Genomic DNA, 21,275 nt, shown 5'->3' on the forward strand with positions numbered 1-21,275 from the left:
AATAGCTCACTTTAACTCGTAAAAAGCTCTATCCCGCATCATGGATACCTTTTTATCTCCATCAATATAGAGACTAAAGTGCTTATCCAGCTTGCGGATGGTTTCCATTAATTGTTCTTGCTCGGTCTTATCATCTTTATTAAAGATGGCCTTGATATCTGCATTCTTGATCTCGGCGACGCGATGCACCACCCAGGTCAAAATATAAGAGCCGTAGTTGTTTTCCCCGGTTTTAAAGTGACTCAAGTCCTGGGTTGAGAGGATCACCCCTACCCCATACTCGCGCCCCTCTTTCAGGATCTTGCGCAAGCTGGGGAAGTCCTGCGACATAAAGTTGTCGGCCTCGTCGACCAGGATCATCTTGGTGATCTGGCGATAATCGCCGTTGACTTGCGGTTTGCCGCGCTTTTGCATCTGCGAATAGAAGAGATCCAGCGTCAGGGCTACCACCAGGTTCTGGATCTGGGGTGAGTAGCCCGCCAGCTCAATCACCGTCACCCCATCGAGCAGCTCATACAGGGAGCTCACCTTATCCGGCATGGTTTCAAAGATCTCGTAAGTGACCAGCGAGTCGAGCGCCGCGTAGAGAGAGTCCTCCTCCACCTTCTCCTGCTCAAGATAGAGATCCCATACCTGGGCCAAGGTGGGCGCTGGCCTTGACCAGGTGCTGGCGTCAGCTCTGTTGATCCCCGCCAGCTCATAGGCATCGAGGATCAACTTGCGCAGTCGCAGCTGCTGCTTGGGCCCGAGGCCAAAGGCTTTGGCCAGGGTCTCGGCAAACCCGGTCGCGGTATGCACCGGCAGCATCGGCATATCGCCATAGAGCGAGAGCGGATTGTACGGCAAGCGATACAACCGCAGCCGCTTGCTCTGATTGGCCTCACTAAAGGCATCATCCACATAGTCAGATTTGTAATCGAAGATCAGCAGACCGATACGTGCCCCCTCGACATTGTTGTCTTGCTGGCGCATCAGCTGGGTGATCAGCGACTTGGTAAACTGGGTTTTGCCGGTGCCCATGGTGCCTATGATGCCGGTATTGGTATTCATAAAGCGGGCGGTATTGGTCGGCTCCCAATAGAGCGGCGTTTGCCGCAGCGCCTCGTGGCCAAACAGGATACGTATGGGCTCTATCGGCTCGCCGGTCAGTCCGGTTTCCACCGCTATTGGGGTAACCGGATCGGTGTTTTGGATATCAGTGGCTGGTGCCACTGGCGCCATATCCACCGCCTCATTGCCCCCTTCTTTTGGCTGCGGTTGAGAGCCAGATTCAGGCTTAGCCGCCTCTTCTCTGGGCCCCAGCAGATATTGTTTGTCTACATGGCACAGGGTCACCAACTCATCAAGCGCAGGGGCGCTACAGGCCTGAATAAGGCTACCCAGCAAGGCGTAGGGCAGTTCAACCTGCAATACGCCCCGCTCGGTCATCTGGTAGTGAGGTACAAAGAAGCTGTCGTTTTCGATATGGGCGACCACAAAGCCTTCGGGATAGTCGGGCACGTTGGCCAGGGTATATTCCCCTTTGAGCCACCACTCCCGCTCGGTCAGCAGCGGTGCAAGCTGCGCTGGCTGCATCACCTGATAGAGGCAAAGCTTGTCGACCTGCATCAGCACCTGGCGAATAAAGAGACCACGGTAGAGCCGTGCAGCCAGGGTATTGGGGCCAAGTACTTCTTCCATCAGGTAACGTTTAAGCTCCAGCGCCTGTTGCCCGGCATAGGCAAAGTCAGGTCTGACACCGGTCTTGACCTCCAGAGGCAACAAATAGAGTTGCTTGCCCTTGAAGCCGACAAAGAGCACGTCATCGGAAATGGCCCCTTTGCGATACCCATGCACCTGACGGGAGAACTCGCTGTCGCTCATCTTGAGGCCAACATTGCCGGAGACGCGGATCATCTCGGCCACGGAGAGGGGGACCCAGCAGATATCGGATTGCCGCAATAAGGCCGAGACAAACTTGTAAGCACCGATAATGCCGTTCTTCTCTTTGCGCTCCTTGTCATTGGCCGTGAGCATCTTGAGCAGCCACTCGCCATTGAAAGCATTGAATTCGGAGAGCAGCGTCTCACCTTGTCCGTGACCCTCTTTTTGCAGCAAGCGTTTAAAGAGGTCTACCTGCTTGGTTACCGTGATGGCGTCATAACCAGCCGCACTGGTGTATTGATCCGAGTAGTGGATCAGCACCACATCCTGCTGACTGGTGAAGAAATCGAGGGTTACCTTGGGATCGATGATGGTGGTCCACAGTGCGCTGTCATAAGAGCGGGTCAGCAGTGCCTTGAAATCGGCACTGACCGCCAGCCCCAGGCTGGTTGCTAGATACTGGGCATTGCTCTGGCTGGCCGGTTGCCACAGGTTGCCCAGCAGGCGGGCCACCCGCAGCGACTGCACCCCTTGATAGGGCACGCCACGCAAACCAAAGGCGGTGAAATAGGCCGCCCCTTTAGTTTCGGCCGCTTCCCCGGCGATCAAGCCATCACACAGCACACCACTCAGAGCTTCATCGGTATTGATGGGATGGCACTCTACCGGCTCCTGGTTGCGGAAAAACGCCAGGTGGGCATAGGCAAACTGCTCACGCTCGTTGGGCAGGGTGAACTTGCTGTAGGTCAGACGGCTGCGGATCAGGTCGATCAGCATATCGGCCTCAGCACGCAGCGCAGTGGTGTTCAACCCAAGCCAGGTTTTCAGCTCGTCATAAGCGGCCGTTTCGGCAAAGCGGTCGAAATCGTTGAATTGCAACCGCTCATCGTAGAAGTTCACATGGATGGCGATCGCTTGCTCTTTGTGCAGCTTGAAGTGTTCGATCAAACCGAGGAAGAGCTCTGCCGCACTCGCCTGATTGATGGCATTGACGATCAGGGTGCTCTTGGCCCCGGCACTGAACAGACGAGAATAGGCCTGGGTAAACTCGGCCAGTTTGTCGCGCACCAGACGCTTGATGTAGCTGTAGCTCTCCTGCTTTTGTGGCACCACGTCGAGCCAGAAGCAGTTCTCCCGCACCGGCTGCAGATGAGCGTAGCCAGAGTCATTGTCATAGACGAAAGGCAGCAAGCCAGATGCAACCAGGCGCTCGCGGGTCACCTCTGGCAATTCGGCAAAAGAGCTGACGCCATCTTCATCGCGATCGGCTTTTATCTCGGCCACTAGTTGCAGGTGATAGGCAAGTACCAAGGGGTGCAGCGGGCTAAGGCGTTGCCACTCATCCTGGCGGCACAGGCCAATGCGCATCAGCTGTTTGTGCTCGAGCGCCAACACCGCATTGGTCGGTATCTCGCTTAATGCCGCTTCGTAGGCATCCAGCACCCGCTGCACCAGGGCGCAATAGCTGTCGCCCCAGGCCACCAGGCTCGGCAAGGTTTTATGGTGTTGCAGATAGTCAAACAGGGCGGCATAAGCGCCATGTAAATCAGGGAACCTTGCACTAATCGCCGCAAGTGGCATGGGTTCGGCGCTCAAACCGATATACAAGGCCCGCTCATCAACCATCCTAGCTTCGAGATTCATCAGCTGCTGGCGGATACCGGCCACGCCACTTTCGCTGTTATCGAAAATGATCTTGCCTTTGGCCCGCAGATACTCGGCATTACGGTCATCTCTGAGCAGCTTGGCGAAACGATCTCTGTCAAATAGCAGCGGAACGCAGATGCTCTCATCGGCGGCCGGGCCTTCAATATTGATGGGCAAGCGACGCTCGCCATTGACCAGCTCAAACTGGATCTGTTCGCTCTGCTCGGCCAGCGCATCAAAGTTCACCCAGCCACAGGCGCGGCAGTCCACTTCACCCTCATCATCAGCCAGATGCATGATAGCGTTTTGCTCTGGGTTGACCTTGAACTTGTTCTCTTCCAGCAGCAGGGTCAGCCACTTCTTGCCCGCATCTACTCGGAAGCAGTGCAACAACTCATCGAAATAGAAATCTCCCTGCTCTACCACTAGACAACGGAACTTGTACTCTTCGGAGCGGTTATCGCGTTTGAGCTCAAGGCTAAAAAAGGTGGGTTCTCCTGTGACGGACAAGGTCACCGTCGCCCAGCAACGTTTACCACCGACACGGCTGACAGAATAAGTGACCGCATTTTTGAGCGGCCCATTGTGCATCAGTTTGAACTGGCTCTCGTCCAGATCATTACCGATGAAGGTAAAAGAGAGGTTGAGGGTTTTCTCCCCCGGCGGGAGCTGGATCAGCAGGCTCAGGTCGCGTTGTCCCGCCTTGCTCTGGCTTTTGGCTCTTTGTTGCAGTGAACCACTGTCAACGGCCACCTCTTCCAATAGCAACTTTTGCGCTTTGTTGGCTTCAATCTCTTTGAGGTAGGCCTCGAATTCCAGATCACGCCAGCTCTCATCCTGGAAATGCTGGCGGATAAACTTGGCGCTGAACTCTTTCAGGACACTCTCGAGCTGATCGAGATCATAATGCTCAACTGCATCTTCAATCTCGCGTCGCAGCTTGCGGTTTGCTTGGAGCCGCTTGCTGATCTGAGCCTTCTTGCCACTCCAGCTCAAAATGACCGGGTCATTGAATAGCTGGAGCTCATCAAATTCCAGAACACCATCTTGATCCAGTGCACTGAACAGAGGAGCAAAACCAAACACGGTCGCCCCCTCTTCGGTGATGAGGGCCAGTTGCTCTTCAAGCAGGCAGGCTGACAGCTCCTTGTTACTGCTGCCAACATCTATTAGTGCGCCAAGCTGCTGCGAGAGACTATCCGGATGCCAGACAGCACCGGGCGCCCCCAAATCAAGCGCACTGTTGATCAGGGTATCCAGCATGCTGTTGTGGATAATGAGCAGGGCTGCTTTTTCAAATTCTGCACTGCGCCCTGCGACCAGATCACGCAAACGGGAGATGTAGTTTTCGGTAAATCCCGGAGCCTCACCATGCAACACAGGTAAAACCCGCACGCCATTGCACTCTATATACGGCAGGTCAATGCCATCGGCCGTAGCCAGCGTATTTGTGGCAGCAAAGGTCACCAGTGACTGATAGAGCACCAGACCGTTTTCTGCGCTGGGGGATTTGAACTGGTAACGAGAGCCCGGCTCAATGTCGGCACTGACCCACTCGATAAAACGTTCGGCCAGAAAATGCTCAAAGGGTCTTGCGGACATATACGGCGTCTCCACTATCACTCATTCGTTCTACATTGCCCATGCGCTCATAGAAGCTGACCAGTTGCTGCAATGACTGGTTATCAAGATAAAAACCGCGCTGTTCGAAGCCTTTGCGCAGATCGTGCAGGCGCAGCTTGTCGGCCTTGCCGATGGTGAGATTGGTCAACAGCAACAGCTGATCCTGATTCAGCACCAGGGTACGGCCAGCGGCCCCCCGGGCCTGAATAAAATCACTGAGCAGCTTCTCTTCCAGCTCTTTGACATATTTCTTGTTCACGCCGCCACGGGAGGTATTGGCATCACGGAATTGCTCCAGAGCCAACTCTTTGAGCTGCTCAAAGGCTTCTGCCACGCTGTTTGTGAGAGGACGCTCAGGCCGTAACCCGCGCTTATCTCTAAAGGCCTGTAGATAGTTGTTCAAATCTTCCAGTAACTGAGTCTGGTCAGCATATTGCGTGGCATCGTGATAAACCTGCCAGAGCGGTCTTTTCTTGGCATCCCCTGGCAACTGGAGCACGTCAAGGGCGGAAAGCAGCGGGAAAACCCGCTCGCTGGCCGCAGCCAGCAGCTTGTAGCCAGAGCGCTTTACCGATGTACGTTCAGAGCTGGCCTTTTCCGAATCGAGAATAAAGTAGAGGGGCTTGCTTTGGGGCTCATGTTGCCAGTCGGTCACATTCAGCGCCAGCTGAGCACAGTAAGCAAATGCATACAGCTTGAGTGTGCCAGGCAAGGCTTGCAGCAGGTATTGGGGATGTGCAGCCAAAAAGCGAATATCTTCACGAAATACGGCATTCAAAAACGGCAGATAAGGTTGCTCATCCTCATTTTTTACCAAGCTGCCACTTTGCAACTTGCCTTGCAGAACTGACAACAGTTGTTGCTCGACAAAGTTGAGCTTGTCATCGAGCGCATCTTCAAGGAAGAAATCCCCCAACAGGCCTGCAAACAATTTGCACAATCGTGTATCTGGTGCGCTGAGATCGGCTTGTCCACTCTTCTTCCCTTTGGCCTTAAACAACAGGAACAGCGGTGAAATGTGAAAGAGTGAGTCATTTGAAAAATAGGCTCGTTCAAGCACCTGCCAAAAATCAGGATCGTCGAGCTTGTCTACAAACCGGGCTTTGCACTCCTCCTTAAATTGCCCAAATTCATAGGCAGTCACCTGCTTGCGCAAAGAAAGCCCCAGCACGACACCGGTCACGGTATCCCAGTCAAACTCATTGCCTTTGTTGCGAATGGGCCAGTAGTTGGTGAGCTTGTTTTTATCAACCGGAGCTAATCCGGCAGGAATTGGATACAGAGACATGACTATCTGGTTCCTTCTACAGTGATCATGCCGTCATCCAAACCAAGACGGTAATGCTGATCACCTTCGTAATAGTGAAGAACAGGGCTCTTTTTAGCGACAGCGCGGATTTGCTCAACCATCTCATCAAGCAACACGATGGCATTCTTGTCGTACTTGTTTGGTCGATAGCCATTGTTGAGCTTGCAGATCAGCTCAAACAGATTGAGGTTGATTGCCATTGGTGCCAGGGGCTGATCATCAACCTTGAGATAGGCGCTGAAATGATCGTGTTTCTCGACATGCTGACGCTGAATTGCGCTGTAATCAGCTTTCAGCTCGACAGGTGCCGCGACATGACACTGGCCAAATTGACCAAGAGAAAGCTCTCTCTTTGACAACTCAGGGGCATTGCGGTTGGCATAGACAAAAATGGCCGGGATCAGCGCTTTCACATAGAAATTGCGCAAGGCCAGCTGGCTTCCACCCTCCCCAAGATACTGACTATGCTGCAGCCAGACAGTGGCATAGTGTTCAAGTACCTGCTCTTCAAAATCGACTTTGAATTGGTGATGGTAGTTATTGCCAAGTTCACAGTCCTTAAGCAGATAAAAAAGGCGCAGAAGGGATGCGGCTTGACCAGCTTTATCACGAGGCTCGTTGAATATGAGCCCCAGTTTTGCCAGCTCGACCATAAAGGCATCCAGCGCCTCATCCGGTAGATTCAGCTCATAACGCAGCACAAACTGGTCTACCGCTTGGGTATGAATCAAGGCAGGATCAAAGTCAGCAAGACGCAGGCTTAGCTCGCTGTCTTTAGCCAGAAACAGGTTGTCAAAGAGGTAATGCTCCCCGGCCAGAAGCTGATGCAACAGATCCAGCAAGGCGCGAGTCGTAATGAATTGATCCTTGATCAAACGAGTTTTGAACAGAGTGGTAATGATAATCTCTTGCACGTGCTCATAGGCCAACAGCCTGAAATTGGCGATGAGGCGCATGTCGCGTTGGCGTTGCTCATCTGCAAGGGCAATAGCATGAAACAGATTGTCATCGGTTGGCTGAGTTAACCGCTTGAGCAGTTGACGCATAAAGCTTGAATAGCTGCCTGCGTCATCATTAAAACGAAATTTTGGATAGGACTCGAAATCCAGAAAGTGATATGCCCCTTGCGTTCTCTCGCCACTATCCAAAAAACGCTCGATCACGCCACGCAACTCACTGTGCCGCTCAGCCCCTTCTTTGGCAAAGTTGGCCAGCATACCGATATTGATACCAACCACCAGGGGTTGAGCCCCGTCTCCTGCACGATCAAAGAGTTCGTTTAGCGCATCGATTGCTGATTGATGAGGCGAAAAGCTATGGGTTGCATCCAGATGGAAGGTATATCTGTTTTTATATTGGTCATAGCTACGTGACAATATTTCAGATTTACCATCACCACTGCTGCCGCATAAAAACACGCACTCACCAGGCTGCAATGAACGGAGGCACTTCTCAAAATCATCCTCGATTTCGGGTGTAACGTAGAGATAATCCTTGAGGTCATCAAACAGATCTCTCTGACGTTGTGTTGTCGTCTTGACCGAGAAGGAAGAAGATTTAGCCAAAACCCCGAGGGCCTTGCGAAGGGAGATTGTGCTCACGGTATAACCCTATCATTTCATATCTGACCGATACTAACTGATTGAATCATTGGGAGACTACAAGAAAGGATGAGTCTTTGTATGAATCCTTGACGTTCGTCAAATCTGAACTCACATTTGTTTTTATCTTATACAGGCACATAGTCCACTTATTCAGCTATCAGGCTAAATTTCCCTCAACACAAATAGCATTACACTTGAGATTTTCTTGCCGTTTTTTCCCAAATCAACCTGTATGTCATGACCTCCTCTCTACCCCAGATGAACGCTACACTGTCAAAACGTCTCTTGTCTGCATGTGATGACCAACCTGCATACAGCTTGAATTGTCTATTGCGCTCCATCCCATCAACAAAGGACTGGATTGACCAGCCCCTTTGTGTGCACCTCATCTCACTGCCGGATGCCGGGATCAGAAACGGTAGAGCAGACCCGTGGTGATGCTGGTGGCGCGAATATCGTAAAAGTCGATCCCGGAGTTTGCCGTGGCGTAGCTGGCGCTAAGGACCGCAGAGAGCGGCGCGATGCCAAACAGCTGGTGCCAGAAGAGGGTGGCATCGATGGCCATGTCGCGGCTGTCGGCACGCTGGCCAAACAGCGGATTGGCCTCGTCATAGTCGCGCTTGCCCAGATAGAGGTTGCTGACGAACGACCCGCGGGGCGAGGTTCTGGCGTAGGTGAGCTGCAACCCCTTGCTCACATAAGACTCGGCACTGCCCGCCAGATCCGCCCTCTGATAGCGCAATGCCGGCTCGAGGAACTGATCGTCTGTTAGCCGGAACTGGTAGGAGAGCTCGGCGGAGTTGACCCGGCCATTGCGATCCAGCATCCCCATCACCGCGCGGCCATATTGCTCGCCGCTGGACTCCCCATCCACCTTGACGTCGCGGCTGGTGACGCTGCCACTGAACGCGCTGCCCCAGATGTTGTCCCACGCCAAACGGGCGCCGTGGGATCGCACGTCACTCTGCTCGCGTGCCACACCCACAGCAAAGGGATCGCGCCAGACCTTGACCGGGGTGGCATTGAACACCAGCGAACCGGCCACGATCCCCTTGTCCCCCAGCTGCTGGCGCAGCCCGAACTGCTGGGTACCGTCGCTACGAATGGCATCCTGAATGAGGTTGCCCAGGAACAACTGGCTACCGGTGGAGGCAAAGGTGTAACGCAGATCCCCGTTGATCACCGGATCAAGGTGACGCTGCTGCGCCGCAGCACCCAAAGCGTCAATACGCTCGCTACCTGCACTCCCCGTGGCAAAATTGGACTTGGTCTCGCCAACGCTGACCCCCGCCAGCACACTGCCGGAAAAACCAGACTCCCCGGGAATGGCCCCCAGAGCTTCAGCCTGAACCCCGCTTGCAACCAGCATCCCCATACTCAACAGCAGACCAATACGCATCGCAACACTCCTGGCAAGCGGCCACAAGTGTGGGCCGAGCCTGATAAATAGGAGGGAGGCAGTCGCCCCCCAGTATCGAGAAGCGGCATGTTACGGCAGGGAAAAATCACAAATAAGACAGCGGGATGCGGTTTTATTTTTTATGATGGCTTTTTATTTTTTTATAGGCGCAAGCAGGGGGTGACCCGGCATAATCAGTCCCCACGGCCTTGCAACGCTGCGGGCTGCTCGCGCCATACTCACTCTATTTACCCCTGTTCCCAACATCGGAGTTCTCATGCGTCGATTCAATTTCATGCTCAATGGCAGCAGATTGATGATGTTCCCCTTCTACATTGGCATTCTCATCTGCGTGGTATTGCTGATGGTGAAGTTTGCCATGCAGCTCTATCAGCTTTCTGTAAACATTTTCGAGATCCCCTATCTGGATCTCATTACCGGCGTGCTGACTCTGGTGGACTTTATACTGGTGGCCCAGATGCTGATCCTGGTTGCTATCTGTGGCTATGTGCAATTTATCCAGACGGAAGAGCAGCGCGCCTCCCTGAGCAGCAACTGGCTTAGCAAGATCAACTTTGCCTCCCTCAAGCTCATCGTCATCAACTCGCTGGTGACTATCGCCGGAGTGGAGGTGCTCAAGGCATTTCTCGAAGATGGCATCATCAACGAAGTCGATATGAAGTGGTCCGTGGTGGTGTTTCTCGCCTTCTCGCTGGCCGCGCTCATCTATGCGGTGACCGAGCGGATGGCAGAGCATAAATAGTCGAGTTTGATCACTGTGCTTGTTCAGCCTTGATTCACCAGCAATACAATTGATAACACTTTTCATTACTCTTACTGCGTTATAAACTTGCTCCCCCCGGGCTGCCCCGCCCGGGTGCTGGAGCCTTTATGACAAGCCTTTCTCTCTCACCCCGACAATTCTGGCAGTGGCTGGCCTACCACCATCAGGCCGCCGAGGGCACCCTCTATCTGATGTTCTTCTCCGGTCTGCTGTTGTGGGAGCCGCTGACCCCGCTCTGGCCGCTGGCACGCTGGAATCTGTTTTTCCATGTGATGCTCTCGCTCACCCTGTTCCCGCTGCTGTTTGGCGCCTTCTGGCTCTCCCACCGCAGCTTGTTGAACCGCAGCAACAAACCCTTTTTACGCACCACGGGGCGGATTATTGAAGCCCTGCTGCTGATCTGTCTGGCCAGCGGCCTGCTGCTAGTGCTGCACGGCACTCCGGGCGATGCCATGGGCAACCTCGCCAGCTGGGCCCACTGGTTGAGCGCGTTGGCGTTAACTCCTCTGGTGCTGCGCCATGCCTGGCGCTGGACCATCTTGAAATGGCGCTCCTGACCCCATGTTGAAGTCATCGTTCTCTGCATATTTGTCACCCCTGCTGGCCCTCGTCCTGCTGCTGGCCAGCCCCTTTGCATTGGCCCAGCAGATGGGCGCCGGGATGATCGCCTATGAGGAGGGGCAAAGCCCGCGCCTCGTCACCGCCAACCTGAGCGCTGGCTCGGTCACCCTGCTTGAGCGCGATAGCGGAAAGCGCTTAAAAGAGGTGCAGCTGGGGGGCGAGCTGCGCCAGCTGGCCCGCGCCGATGACGGCACCCTGCTGATCACCGATTACAGCGGCGATCGCCTGCTGCTGCTGGATGATGATCTCGATCTGGAAAAGGCGATCCCCACCGGCCATAGACCATACGGCGTCATCTTCGATGCCAAGCGGCAGTGGTTCTGGATCACGCTGTTCGAATCCGCTCGTCTGCAGGCCTACGACAGCGCGGGCAACCTCAAGCTGGATGCAGAAACAGCCGAGACTCCCCGTGGACTGGCCCTGACCGACAGCGATCGCCTGCTGCTGACCCACGCCATGACAGGCCAGCTCGCCATCTATGATCTCGCCAAGCTTGGCCACGGCGCCATGGGGGCTTCGCTTCCCAAGCCCAAGCTCATCACCCTGGCCGAGACCCACAGCGACACGCCGAGCGACTCCCAGGGATTGCCGCGCCTGCTCGACGGTATCGCCCTCTCCCCCGATGGCAGCGAGGCCTGGCTGCCCCATGTACTGTGGAGCTTCGACCACCCCTTCCAGTTTCAGAGCACCGTCTTTCCGGCCGTCTCCATCATCAATCTCGATGAGGAGAAAGAGCGGGTCGATGAAAGAAAACAGCTCTTTTTGCAGATCAACCTGCCAAGCGTCGGCAACCGCAGCCAGATCGTCTCCAACCCGTTTGCTGCGCGCTTCGCCGCCGACGGAAAACGGGTCTATCTGACGCTGGCGGGCTCGGAAGATCTGCTGGTGTTTGACCTCTCTCGCAGCGGCAAATCCAACAACAACCGCCACCGCCGCAAGAAGTTTCAGGGGGGCGCCAAAGCGACCCAGCTCTTGCGTCACCTGCCGGGCCAGAATCCGCGGGATCTGCTGATCGACGGTGACCACATTCTGGTACACAACGCCATGGGGCAGGATCTCACCCGCCTCAATAGCGGCGGCAGCGGCCCGTTTGCCCGGGTCACGGTTGATGCGCCCCACTTCGCCAAGCTAGTAGAGACAGATCCCCGCCCCGAGTTGCTTCAGCGCGGCGAGCGGCTGTTTAACCTCGGTAACACAGCGTCCAACCCACGCTTCCCCATGGCAGGGGACAACTGGATGAGCTGCAACTCTTGCCATCTGGACGGGTTCAACTTCACCAACCGCTATCTGATGGCGGCCCATCGCCAGAAGAGCGGCGACAACGCCATCAACGGCCACGCCAACCTCACCAACATGGTGGCGGGGGATTTTGTCGGCGAATACCTGCGCATGACCCAGCAGACCCAGGGTGGCATGGGGCACGACACCCGCGATGGGGCCGAAGCGGTTGACCCCGCCAAGCCTCAGCCCGAGGTGAAGGCGATGATGGAGGACTTACACGCCTTCGTCACCGCCGATGGCAACCTCCCCTATCTCGCCAACTGGCTGCGGCTCGATGCCCCGCGCACCGATCCCGCCAGGGCGCCGACGACTCACCCGAAGGAGTGGCTCAACTCAGCCTCCTGCCAGAACTGCCACCAACAGGCGTTCCAGGATTGGAGCGAGAGCAACCACCGGCTGATGGGCAACTCCCACCCCTACTACAAGGTGGTGCAGGCGCTGGCCCGCGAAACCGAAGGGGAAGCGTTCGGTCAGTGGTGTCAGGGCTGCCATATGCCCCAGCAGGTGATGACAGGCCAGCTGGATCTGCCCAAGGGCTCCCATATGTTCGAGCAGGGTGGCGCCTCGCTGATTGCCGCTCACAAAGCGGGCGAACCTGTGGTGGAGGAAGGGACCGGCTGCGTGCTCTGCCATCGCATCACCAAGGTGGAAGACGCGGGCGGCAACAGCGCCTTTACCGTGAATTTGAAAGACCGCGAGAGCTATGTGTTCGAGGATGCCCCGGGCGGCAGCCTCCAGCACTGGCTGGCCGAGCGGCAGATCAACGCCCGTCCGGCAGCCCATAAAGCCTCCTATCAGAAGGATTTCTACCGCGACGCGGCTCTGTGCAAGTCGTGCCACAACGAGTTTGCCCCCGGCACCGGCGCCAATATCGTCAACACCTGGGACGAGTGGGAAAAATCCAGCTTCGCCAAGGCCGAGGATCCTGCCAAGCGGCGCACCTGCATCGACTGCCATATGAACCCGGAGCCGGGCAATGGCGGTGCGCCGGTGGCTGGCCAGTCTACCGAAAACGGCACCATGAAAGCGCGGCTCTATCGCCACAACTTTACCGGTGCCCAGCACCAGCTGGTGGGGCTGCGTAATCCTGCGCTTGAACAGGAGAGCCTGGCGCTCTTGCGCTCCAGCGCTACCCTCTCCGCCCGTATCGAACAGGCGGCCGATAGTCAGCAGTTGGTGGTGCGGGTCGCCAATACTGGCGCGGGCCATGCTCTGCCCACCGGGGTGGCCGATTTTCGTGAACTCTGGCTGGAGCTGACCGTCACCGACGCCAGCGGCAAGGTGGTGCTTGCCAGCGGCCAGCCGGTGGATGGTGCCGTCCCTGAAGATGCGCGACTGTTCAGAAAAGTATTCGGCGATGCCGAGGGCAAGCCGGTGGGGCTCAAGTTCTGGCGCTACGCCAAGCTCTTGGAAGATACCCGCATTCCGGCCGATGGCTGGCGGGATGAAGCCTGGCCGCTACCCGCAGATGCCCGAGGGCCCTTCAAGGTCGATATCAAACTCAATTTCCGCACCTACCCCAAGTGGGTCAATGATGCGGTGCGCGCCGCCGAGCCCAGCTTGCCGGAGCCACCCATAGTGCAGCTAAATCGGTTGCAACTTACCCTGCAGCCTCTCCCCGTCACGCCCGCTACGGAGCCTCAATCCTGATGTTTGCAAGTTTTCTCATTACCCTGCGCGAGGGGCTGGAAGCCTTCCTGCTGGTCGGCATCTGCCTCTCCTACCTCGCCAAGCTGGGGGCGAGCCGCTACAACAAATTCATCTATCTGGGGGTGGGGCTTGGCCTTATCGCCTCACTTGTCGTCGCCTTCCTGTTCCAGGTGGTGGTGAGCCAGTTCGAGAGCGAGCGCTACAACCACCTCTTGATGGCGGGGATCCTGATCTTCGCCACCTTGGTGCTCACCTATATGGCGATCTGGATGCAAAAACAGGCCAAATCCCAGGTGGGAGCCATGACGGCGCGCATCGATGCGGCCATCGATGGCGGCAACCTGTTTGGTCTGGTGCTCCTCGCCTTTCTGGCGGTGATGCGCGAAGGGTTTGAAACCGTGCTCTTCTTCTCCGCCCTGCTCTATTCGGGGCAAGGGGTCGATCTGCAATCCGGCCTGATGGGCGCGCTGGCGGGGTTGCTGGTCTCCATCGCGCTGGTGTGGGGACTGCTTCGCTCCACCCGCAAGGTGGCGCTGGCTCCTTTCTTCCGCTGGACTGGGCTGCTTATCATCATCATCGCCGCAGGTCTGCTGTCGTCCGCCGTCAACATGTTGCAGGCGGCAGAGATCATCACCTTCTGGACCACGCCGGTGTTCGACATCAGCCACATTCTCGACGATCAGGGGGTATTTGGTACCTTCCTGCGCGCCCTGTTTGGCTACAATGCCTCACCCGCTGGCTTGCAGCTGCTGACCTGGGTCCTCTATCTGGCGATCTTCGTTACCCTCTGGCAGCGCAGCTATCGCCCGCAGGTGAGCGCCGCATCCAGCAAGGGCTGAGCCCGTACGCCCTGTGGTAACAAGGCCACGGGGTAACAACACTATTCAGGAGCCGCGCCTTGGCGCGGTTCCCTTATCTATCAAGCAGTTTCGGAATAGGTCATGAGCGATAACAACAAGAAAAGCATTGCAGTGCTGGGCGCTGGCCCCGCCGGTTTGATGGCGGCCTGGCGCCTGCGCTGCGCCGGTTTTGCAGTCACCCTGTTCGAGCAGGAGCCGGTGGTCGGCGGCATGTGCGCCACCCAGACCTTCAAGGGGCGCGATGGGGAGTATCGCTTCGACTACGGCGGCCACCGCTTTATCACCAAGAACCCCGAGCTGCTCGCCTTTATCGACGAGCTGATGGGGGACGACCTGCTCCACGCCGAGCGCAAGAGCGTGATCCGCTTTGGCGGGCGCACCTATGACTACCCCTTGAACCTGCCCAACTTGCTCAAGACGGCGCCGCTGGCCCTGATGGCCGGTGCGGTAAAAGACTTGCTGCTGTTGCCCTTTAGCAAGAAGCCGGATGATTTTGCCAAGGCGAGCTTTGCCGAGTGGATCCAGAGCCACTTCGGCCGCACCCTCTACCGTCAGTTTTTCGAGGGCTACACCGGCAAACTGTGGGGCATCAACCCGGACAAGCTCTCCGCCGACTGGGCCGGTCAGCGCATCAGCCTGATCGATCTCAAAGACGTGGCACGCCGCCTGCTGCCAAGACGCAGCGGGAGTATCTCGGTGCGCACCTATGCCCGCAAATACCGCTACCCCAAATATGGCTTCGGCCAGATCTTCACCACCCTGGGCGAACGGCTGGTGGCAGAGGGCGTTGAGCTCAAAACCGGTGCCACCATCACCCGCCTTGAGCAGACCGATGGCCGCATCGAACGGGTTTATTGGAAACAAGATAACGTTGAGCTGAGCGAGCGCTTTGATCAGGTGATCTCCACCCTGCCGCTGCCGCTCACCTGCCAGCATCTTGGCTTGCCGTGCGATCTCCAATACCGGTCGCTTCGCTTCGTCAATATGCCGCTTAAAACAGAGAACCTTTCGGACAACACCTGGCAGTACCTCTCCGATCCCCATATTCTGGCGACCCGTCTGCAGGAGCCGCGCCGCCGCAGCCCCTTTATGGCGCCCCAGGGTCAGACCTCGGTGATGCTGGAGATCCCCTGCAATCCGGGGGATGCCACCTGGCAGGCACCGCTCTCTGATCTGCGCGGTCGGGTTACCGCTGATCTGGCGAGCCTCGGCGTCGATACCCAGAAGCTTGGCGATGAAACCTTCGAGGCCCGCAGCGAGTACGCCTATCCGCTGATGGATCTCGGCTATCAGGCCCGCCGCAACGAAGCGATCAAGGCGCTGATGCCCATCACCAACCTCATCATGACCGGCCGTCAGGGGACATTCCGCTACATCTTCACCGACACCGCCATGGAGATGGGGATGATGGCCGCTGACATGGTGATCGACGGGGTGGACAGACGCCATGCCATCTTCAACCATCGCAACGAAAATACCGTGATTGAAACCCAGAGCGTGGCCTGATGGCCGCGCCATTGGCATAGCCTCTTGGCATAAGTAAGGAGAACAGGATGACCATACGCCCGGGTTTACTCGCCCTCACCCTGCTGCTGGCCCTTAGCGGGCAGGCACAGGCTTACTCCTACGCCGCCGCCGGCAAGGAGCCACTGATCGACGCCCGCGAAGCGCTGCTGGGCGCCGCCACTGACGGCAAGGATGCCAGCGCCACCTTGAGCGAGATTGCCGACGAGCTGACCTATCTGGAACAGCACCACAAGGTGGAGCTGCAAGGGCCGCTGGCAGCAGCCATCAAGGGGAAAGACGCTGCCGCCACCGCCGCCCTGCTCAATCGCGCCTACAAGGCGGAGATCGAACGCCGCCTCGAAGGGGCCAGCCAGAATCTTGGCGACTACCAGACCGCCAAGGTGCTGGTGGTCAAGAGCAAGCGCTTCCTCGACTTGATCCTTCCCTCCCTCAATGAAGGGGATCGCAAGGCAGCCGAACAGGCGCTGGCCAAGGTGCTCGATGCCATCGGCAACCCGGGGGTATTCGGGGTGGGCGCCAAGCCCGCCGATGCCGCCGCCTTTAGCGATGCAGAAAAAGCGCTGATGGCCGTGCTGGCGCCGCTTTGATGGCCTCTCATCGATGATGACAGCCCCCTCATCCCCAACCCTTCTCCCGCAAGGGGAGAAGGGGGCGTCTTCACGGCCGATTACGCTTCGCTAATCGACCCTACTTACTGCTCCTGCTGCAACTGGTCTGGCTCGGCTGGCTGCTGACCTTCCCGGTGGCGCTCGATTCCGACGATGCCCTCAATTTTGCCCACGGGGTGACGCGCTTTAGCGTGCTGGAGTTCTCCCCCACTTTCCGGGTTACCCCGCCTTTATCTGGCTGGCGCGGCTGATCAATCTGGCGGTGGACGATCCGGCCCGCGCGGTGCAGTGGGCAAGTCTGCTCGGTAGCAGTTTGCTGGCGCCGCTCGCCGCATTGCTGGCGGTAAAACTGTGGCAACGGCCAAGCCTGCTGGCACCCGTCTGGCTGCTGGTATTGGCCCTGCCGCTCACCCCGACGCTGGCGCTCTCCGGCCTTTCGGACGGCTCCGCGCTCGCCGCCTGGCTCGGGACGCTGCTGGCCTTGCAGCAGCGCAGAATTGCGCTGGCGGGTCTGCTGCTGGGCCTTATGCTGGCGATGCGCCCCTCCTATTTTGTGCTGGCGCAGCTGCCCTTGTGGCTCGGGCTGGCGCAGCAGGGCACCCACATCAGGTTTGTGCTCCCCATCATGCTGGTGGGGCTTATCAGCCTGCTGTTTGTCTGGCAGGCCGATGGCTGGGCCTATTTCAGTGAGGGGCGGCGCTTTACCGACGGCCACTTTACCCTGTGGGGCAACACGGCGGCGGCCCATGGCGATCGACTGCTGAGCTGGGCGCGAACCTTCAACGATCAACTCACCCCGCTTTGGCCCTTGGCTGTCGGGGCGCTGCTGGTGCTGCCGCTGTGGCAAAGATCAAAAAAACACCCTGCCGCCCTCCCCCCGCTCTGGACGCTCTACTGGCTCGCCCTGCTGCTCTGGACCCTGTTTGGCCAGAATCCCGACAATCCCCGCCATCTGGCCCCCATCACCCTGCTCGGTCTCGTGCTGCTGGCAGGCTGGCTGCCGCGCCGTGGTGAGTGGGTGGTCGCAGTCGCCGGATTGCTGCTGCTCGGCGCGACCTTCACCCAGCCCCGTCCGCCCGCCATGGTGCAGGCGGCAAGGCTCGCAGAGAAAAGCTGCCCAGCGCTGGTGACCCAGTGGGGGGTAAGATTGCTGCGGGAGACCACAGCTCTGCCGGTCACGGACGGCTGGTACAAGGGGGATGCGGCGCTGGCGCTCTCTCAGGGAGCCTGTCGCCTCAGTCGCCGCCCCATCGCTGCGAGCGAGATGCCCACTGCAGTGCGCCAGCACTGGTTTGCCCCGCGCTTTGCCGCCGAGCCCGGACTCTGGCTCGCCATTCCCTCGCGGCAGACAACCCATGGCAAAAGTGACAAGAAACACAGAAAGAGCGCAAAAATCCGCCAAGGTAACTAAAAAAGAGGGGAACAACTCGGGTACACTCACTGCGCATCCATAACAGACGAGTCTCCTTATGCGTGTAACCAGAGAGTGGCTGTGGGTTTTGTCGGTGCTGACCGGGGCCTGTGCCCTCCTGTTGCTGCCATTCTGGCTGCGTGGCGGCAGTCAGGGCCATGATCTGTTTCACCACCTGCTCTCCGGTCACTTCTTTGCCGTGCAACTGTGGCAAGGTGAGCTCTATCCGCGCTGGTTGATGGAGATGAACGGCGCCTTTGGCAGCCCGGTCTTTTTCTTCTATCCCCCCCTGCCCTACTATGTGAGCGCCCTGTTCGCCGGCCCCCCCACTGGCCCACGAGGCGATGACGCCGCTGCTCTGGAGCAGCAGCGTGGCACTCTGGCTCTCCGGCCTGTTTGCCTATCTCTGGTTGCGCCCCTTTGCCGGCCACGGACGGGCGCTGGCGGCCAGTCTGCTCTATATGGCGCTGCCCTATCATCTGGCCATCGATATCTACGCCCGCTTTGCCCTGGCGGAGAGCTGGGCCTTCGCCTGGGCACCGCTGGCACTGCTGGCGCAGGATCGCCTCTGCCGCGGCGCCCCCTTTGCGCTACTGCTGCTAGCACTGGCCGTCTCCATGCTGACGCTTTCCCATCTACCAAGCACCCTGCTTATTCTGGGCTTGCTCACCCTGCGCAGCCTGCTACTGGTCTGGCGCTACAAGGGGAGCACAGCGCTTGTCAGTGTCCCTGTCACCGACTCCCCGCTCATTGGCACCCTGCTGGGCCAGCTCTGGGGGTTGGCGATGGCCAGCCTGTTGCTGCTGCCCGCTCTGCTGGATCAGGGGGATCTCCATGGAGCAGATGCGCACCGGCATGTTCGAGTTTCAGCGCAACTTTCTCGATCGTTTGCCCCAAGGCCGTGATGACTGGCGCTTTCGCGGCCATCTCGCCTGGCTGACTCTGCTCACCCTGGCTCTGCTACTGGTAGCTTGGGCTGCCGCCCGCGAGCCGCGCCATCCCGAGTTGCTGCTCTGGGGGGTCATTGGCACCCTGAGCTTTCTGATGATGCTGCCACCAAGCGAGCCCCTGTGGCGCCTGCTCACTCCGTTGCAACTGGTGCAATTTCCCTGGCGCCTCAATCTGCTGCTGGTCATCGCGACCGTCGCCGTAGTGGCGCTGGGTACCCCTACCTATCGCCCGTGGCAGTGGGTCTGGTGGCTACTGCTTGCCCTCACCCTGCTCTCGCAGGGACTCTATGTACGCGAGGCGCCGCTCACCCAGGCTCCCGTAAAGAGTCAGCTCGACGGGGAGTTCGACAGCAAGCGCAGCGCCCGCGAATACCGACCAAAGCAGGTGCCACGCGGCATGTTTGCCCCCACCCTGCTGGCCTGGAAAGAGGAATTCCAGCCCGCCATCACCAGCGACCATCAGGGGGTGAACTGGCAGATCCAGCGCTGGCAGCCGCGTCATATCGAATTGACGGTGGATGCCCCGGCACCCGCCAAGCTGGTCCTGCACCAGTTTGATTACCCGGGTTGGCAGGCAAGGCTCGACCAGCGCCTGCCGCTGAGCGTCAGCAGCACCCGCAACGGGCTGGTGCAGGTCTGGGTGCCTGCCGGACAACACAGCCTCACCTTTACCCTCACCGCCCGCTGGCCGGAGCGGCTCGGGTACGCCATCTCGTTGCTGGCCTGGCTGCTCTGGCTGGGGGGAGTGATCCGCGCAGCGCGCCCGCATGACCGCAAGCGTGCACCCCAAGGTGCCTGAGCGACCAGGTACCTCCCCCTTTTGAGGGGGCAGGAACGTCATGCCGAGCGGGGGCAAACCTGATAGACTCGCCCTTCTCCCTTTTTCAACCAAGGTTCACCAGCGGATACCCTATGCCCCAATCGCCAACAGCTCAGGCTGCCGCCCTCTCCCCCGTTTCCTGTTTATCCTGCTCGGCGCTCTGGCGGGTCTGACCCCGCTGGCGGTGGATATGTATCTGCCCGCTATTCCGGCCATCGCCCGGGATCTGGCCACCAGCATCGACGGCGCCCAGCTCACCATCAGCGCCTTTTTGGGCGGCTTTGCCATCGGCCAGCTCTTCTACGGCCCGCTGGCCGACAGCTATGGCCGCAAGCCGGTGATCCTGGCGGGGCTGGTGATGTTTGCCATCGCCTCGGTGGGTTGTGCCATGGCGGACTCTCTGCCCGAATTGCTGGCCTATAGGATGTTGCAAGCGGCGGGCGGCGCGGCGGGCTCTGTGGTGGTCAATGCCCTGCTGCGCGATCTGTTCGAGAAGGATGCGTTTTCTCGCGCCATGTCGTTCGTCATTCTGGTGATGACGCTGGCGCCGCTGGTGGCCCCTGTGGTGGGCGGCTATATCAGTGCCCACGCCGACTGGCGGGTGATCTTCTGGCTGCTGGTGGGGATCAGCTTGCTGATCTGTCTGGTGATGCAGTGGAAAATTCAGGAGACCCTGAAACCTGAACATCGCCAACCCCTTAATCTTGGCCAGATCCTCAAGAACTACTGGGGGGTGCTCTCCCATCGCGGCGCCATGGGTTACGTGCTGTGCGGCTCCCTCTCCAGCTCCGGCATGTTCGCTTTCTTAAGCGGCTCCCCTTACGTCTATATCGAATACTTCAAGGTGCCGACCGAGCACTACGGCTGGCTGTTTGGCCTCAATATCCTGCTGATGATGGTGGTCACCTTCGTCAACAGCCGACTGGTGAAAGGGGTGGGCGCCGAGCGGATGCTGCAATACGGTCTGCTGGTGCTGCCCTGCGCGGGCGCCCTGCTGGTCTACAACGCCTGGAGCCAGACCGGCGGCCTGTGGGGCATCGTCATTCCGGTGGTACTGTTTGTCGGCCATATCAGTCTGGTGGGCGCCAATGCTATGACCGGCCTGATGGGCCACTTCCCGCAATCTGCGGGCACCGCATCGGCACTGGCGGGCACCCTGCGCTTTGGCATCGGCGCCCTGGTCGGCATTCTGGTCAACCTCAATCCGCCCCACTCGCCGCTGCCCATGGCCATCGCCATCGCCTGCTGTGGCCTGGGCTCCACCCTGAGTTACTGGCTGCTGACCGGCAAACGAGGCGATTGATCCCCCTCCCCCCTG

13 protein-coding genes and 1 pseudogene are annotated in these 21,275 nt (G+C 58.3%); 10 read left to right on the forward strand and 4 right to left on the reverse strand.

All coding sequences use genetic code 11. The features are described 5' to 3' along the window. Nucleotides 1-6 precede the first annotated feature (6 nt). The 4 genes from dptH to WBR25_RS12075 all read right to left on the reverse strand — a co-directional run bounded on the left by dptH (nt 7) and on the right by WBR25_RS12075 (nt 9,445). Nucleotides 7-5,112: a DNA phosphorothioation-dependent restriction protein DptH gene (gene dptH / locus WBR25_RS12060; RefSeq protein WP_479748044.1), complete on the reverse strand. Its 5,106-nt coding sequence runs from the start codon at nt 5,110-5,112 to the stop codon at nt 7-9. After that, the gene (dptG, locus tag WBR25_RS12065; protein WP_445982554.1) at nt 5,093-6,421 is read right to left on the reverse strand and encodes a DNA phosphorothioation-dependent restriction protein DptG; all 1,329 of its coding nucleotides are present in this window, start codon (nt 6,419-6,421) and stop codon (nt 5,093-5,095) included. The genes dptH and dptG overlap by 20 nt, the downstream gene beginning before the upstream one ends. Nucleotides 6,422-6,423: 2 nt before the next feature. Then, nucleotides 6,424-8,043, reverse strand: a complete 1,620-nt coding sequence (dptF, locus tag WBR25_RS12070; RefSeq protein WP_479748046.1) for a DNA phosphorothioation-dependent restriction protein DptF — start codon at nt 8,041-8,043, stop codon at nt 6,424-6,426. A gap of 412 nt (nt 8,044-8,455) precedes the next feature. Further along, nucleotides 8,456-9,445: a DUF2860 family protein gene (locus WBR25_RS12075; protein WP_479748048.1), complete on the reverse strand. Its 990-nt coding sequence runs from the start codon at nt 9,443-9,445 to the stop codon at nt 8,456-8,458. Between the two features lie 277 nt (nt 9,446-9,722). Here WBR25_RS12075 and WBR25_RS12080 point away from each other — a divergent pair, with 277 nt between their 5' ends. From WBR25_RS12080 to WBR25_RS12125, 10 genes and pseudogenes are all read left to right on the forward strand, one after another. Then, nucleotides 9,723-10,208: a YqhA family protein gene (locus tag WBR25_RS12080; protein ID WP_005333692.1), complete on the forward strand. Its 486-nt coding sequence runs from the start codon at nt 9,723-9,725 to the stop codon at nt 10,206-10,208. Nucleotides 10,209-10,336: 128 nt separating this feature from the next. Continuing rightward, entirely contained in the window at nt 10,337-10,786 is a 450-nt protein-coding gene (locus tag WBR25_RS12085; RefSeq protein WP_479748050.1) for a hypothetical protein, read from the forward strand. Nucleotides 10,787-10,790: 4 nt separating this feature from the next. After that, a complete protein-coding gene (locus WBR25_RS12090) occupies nt 10,791-13,781 on the forward strand; it encodes a hypothetical protein (RefSeq protein WP_479748052.1) in 2,991 nt (996 codons plus the stop codon). Beyond that, nucleotides 13,781-14,620, forward strand: coding sequence for an FTR1 family iron permease (locus WBR25_RS12095; RefSeq protein WP_439969633.1), 840 nt, complete (start codon nt 13,781-13,783; stop codon nt 14,618-14,620). The genes WBR25_RS12090 and WBR25_RS12095 overlap by 1 nt, the downstream gene beginning before the upstream one ends. 102 nt (nt 14,621-14,722) lie before the next feature. After that, nucleotides 14,723-16,147: an FAD-dependent oxidoreductase gene (locus tag WBR25_RS12100; protein WP_479748053.1), complete on the forward strand. Its 1,425-nt coding sequence runs from the start codon at nt 14,723-14,725 to the stop codon at nt 16,145-16,147. Nucleotides 16,148-16,194: 47 nt separating this feature from the next. Continuing rightward, complete coding sequence (locus WBR25_RS12105) at nt 16,195-16,755, forward strand: hypothetical protein (protein WP_429106754.1); 561 nt, start codon at nt 16,195-16,197, stop codon at nt 16,753-16,755. A 155-nt stretch (nt 16,756-16,910) separates the two neighbouring features. Next, nucleotides 16,911-18,187: pseudogene (locus WBR25_RS12110) on the forward strand (hypothetical protein). Nucleotides 18,188-18,531: 344 nt separating this feature from the next. Next, entirely contained in the window at nt 18,532-19,092 is a 561-nt protein-coding gene (locus tag WBR25_RS12115; RefSeq protein ID WP_479748055.1) for a hypothetical protein, read from the forward strand. Next, entirely contained in the window at nt 19,022-19,936 is a 915-nt protein-coding gene (locus tag WBR25_RS12120) for a hypothetical protein (protein ID WP_479748057.1), read from the forward strand. Before WBR25_RS12115 ends, WBR25_RS12120 begins: the two co-directional genes overlap by 71 nt. Before the next feature lie 40 nt (nt 19,937-19,976). Then, entirely contained in the window at nt 19,977-21,260 is a 1,284-nt protein-coding gene (locus WBR25_RS12125; protein ID WP_479748059.1) for a Bcr/CflA family multidrug efflux MFS transporter, read from the forward strand. The last annotated feature ends 15 nt before the right edge of the window (nt 21,261-21,275 follow it).

The sequence above is a fragment of the Aeromonas sp. MTB genome, assembly GCF_056632455.1.

Excerpts from the sequence above, each read along its gene's own strand:
- dptH (WP_479748044.1), bottom strand. The coding sequence starts at position 5,112 with ATGTCCGCAAGACCCTTTGAGCATTTTCTGGCCGAACGTTTTATCGAG.
- dptG (WP_445982554.1), bottom strand. The coding sequence starts at position 6,421 with ATGTCTCTGTATCCAATTCCTGCCGGATTAGCTCCGGTTGATAAAAAC.
- WBR25_RS12075 (WP_479748048.1), bottom strand. The coding sequence starts at position 9,445 with ATGCGTATTGGTCTGCTGTTGAGTATGGGGATGCTGGTTGCAAGCGGG.
- WBR25_RS12080 (WP_005333692.1), top strand. The coding sequence starts at position 9,723 with ATGCGTCGATTCAATTTCATGCTCAATGGCAGCAGATTGATGATGTTC.
- WBR25_RS12085 (WP_479748050.1), top strand. The coding sequence starts at position 10,337 with ATGACAAGCCTTTCTCTCTCACCCCGACAATTCTGGCAGTGGCTGGCC.
- WBR25_RS12090 (WP_479748052.1), top strand. The coding sequence starts at position 10,791 with ATGTTGAAGTCATCGTTCTCTGCATATTTGTCACCCCTGCTGGCCCTC.
- WBR25_RS12095 (WP_439969633.1), top strand. The coding sequence starts at position 13,781 with ATGTTTGCAAGTTTTCTCATTACCCTGCGCGAGGGGCTGGAAGCCTTC.
- WBR25_RS12100 (WP_479748053.1), top strand. The coding sequence starts at position 14,723 with ATGAGCGATAACAACAAGAAAAGCATTGCAGTGCTGGGCGCTGGCCCC.
- WBR25_RS12105 (WP_429106754.1), top strand. The coding sequence starts at position 16,195 with ATGACCATACGCCCGGGTTTACTCGCCCTCACCCTGCTGCTGGCCCTT.
- WBR25_RS12115 (WP_479748055.1), top strand. The coding sequence starts at position 18,532 with ATGACGCCGCTGCTCTGGAGCAGCAGCGTGGCACTCTGGCTCTCCGGC.
- WBR25_RS12120 (WP_479748057.1), top strand. The coding sequence starts at position 19,022 with ATGGAGCAGATGCGCACCGGCATGTTCGAGTTTCAGCGCAACTTTCTC.
- WBR25_RS12125 (WP_479748059.1), top strand. The coding sequence starts at position 19,977 with ATGCCGAGCGGGGGCAAACCTGATAGACTCGCCCTTCTCCCTTTTTCA.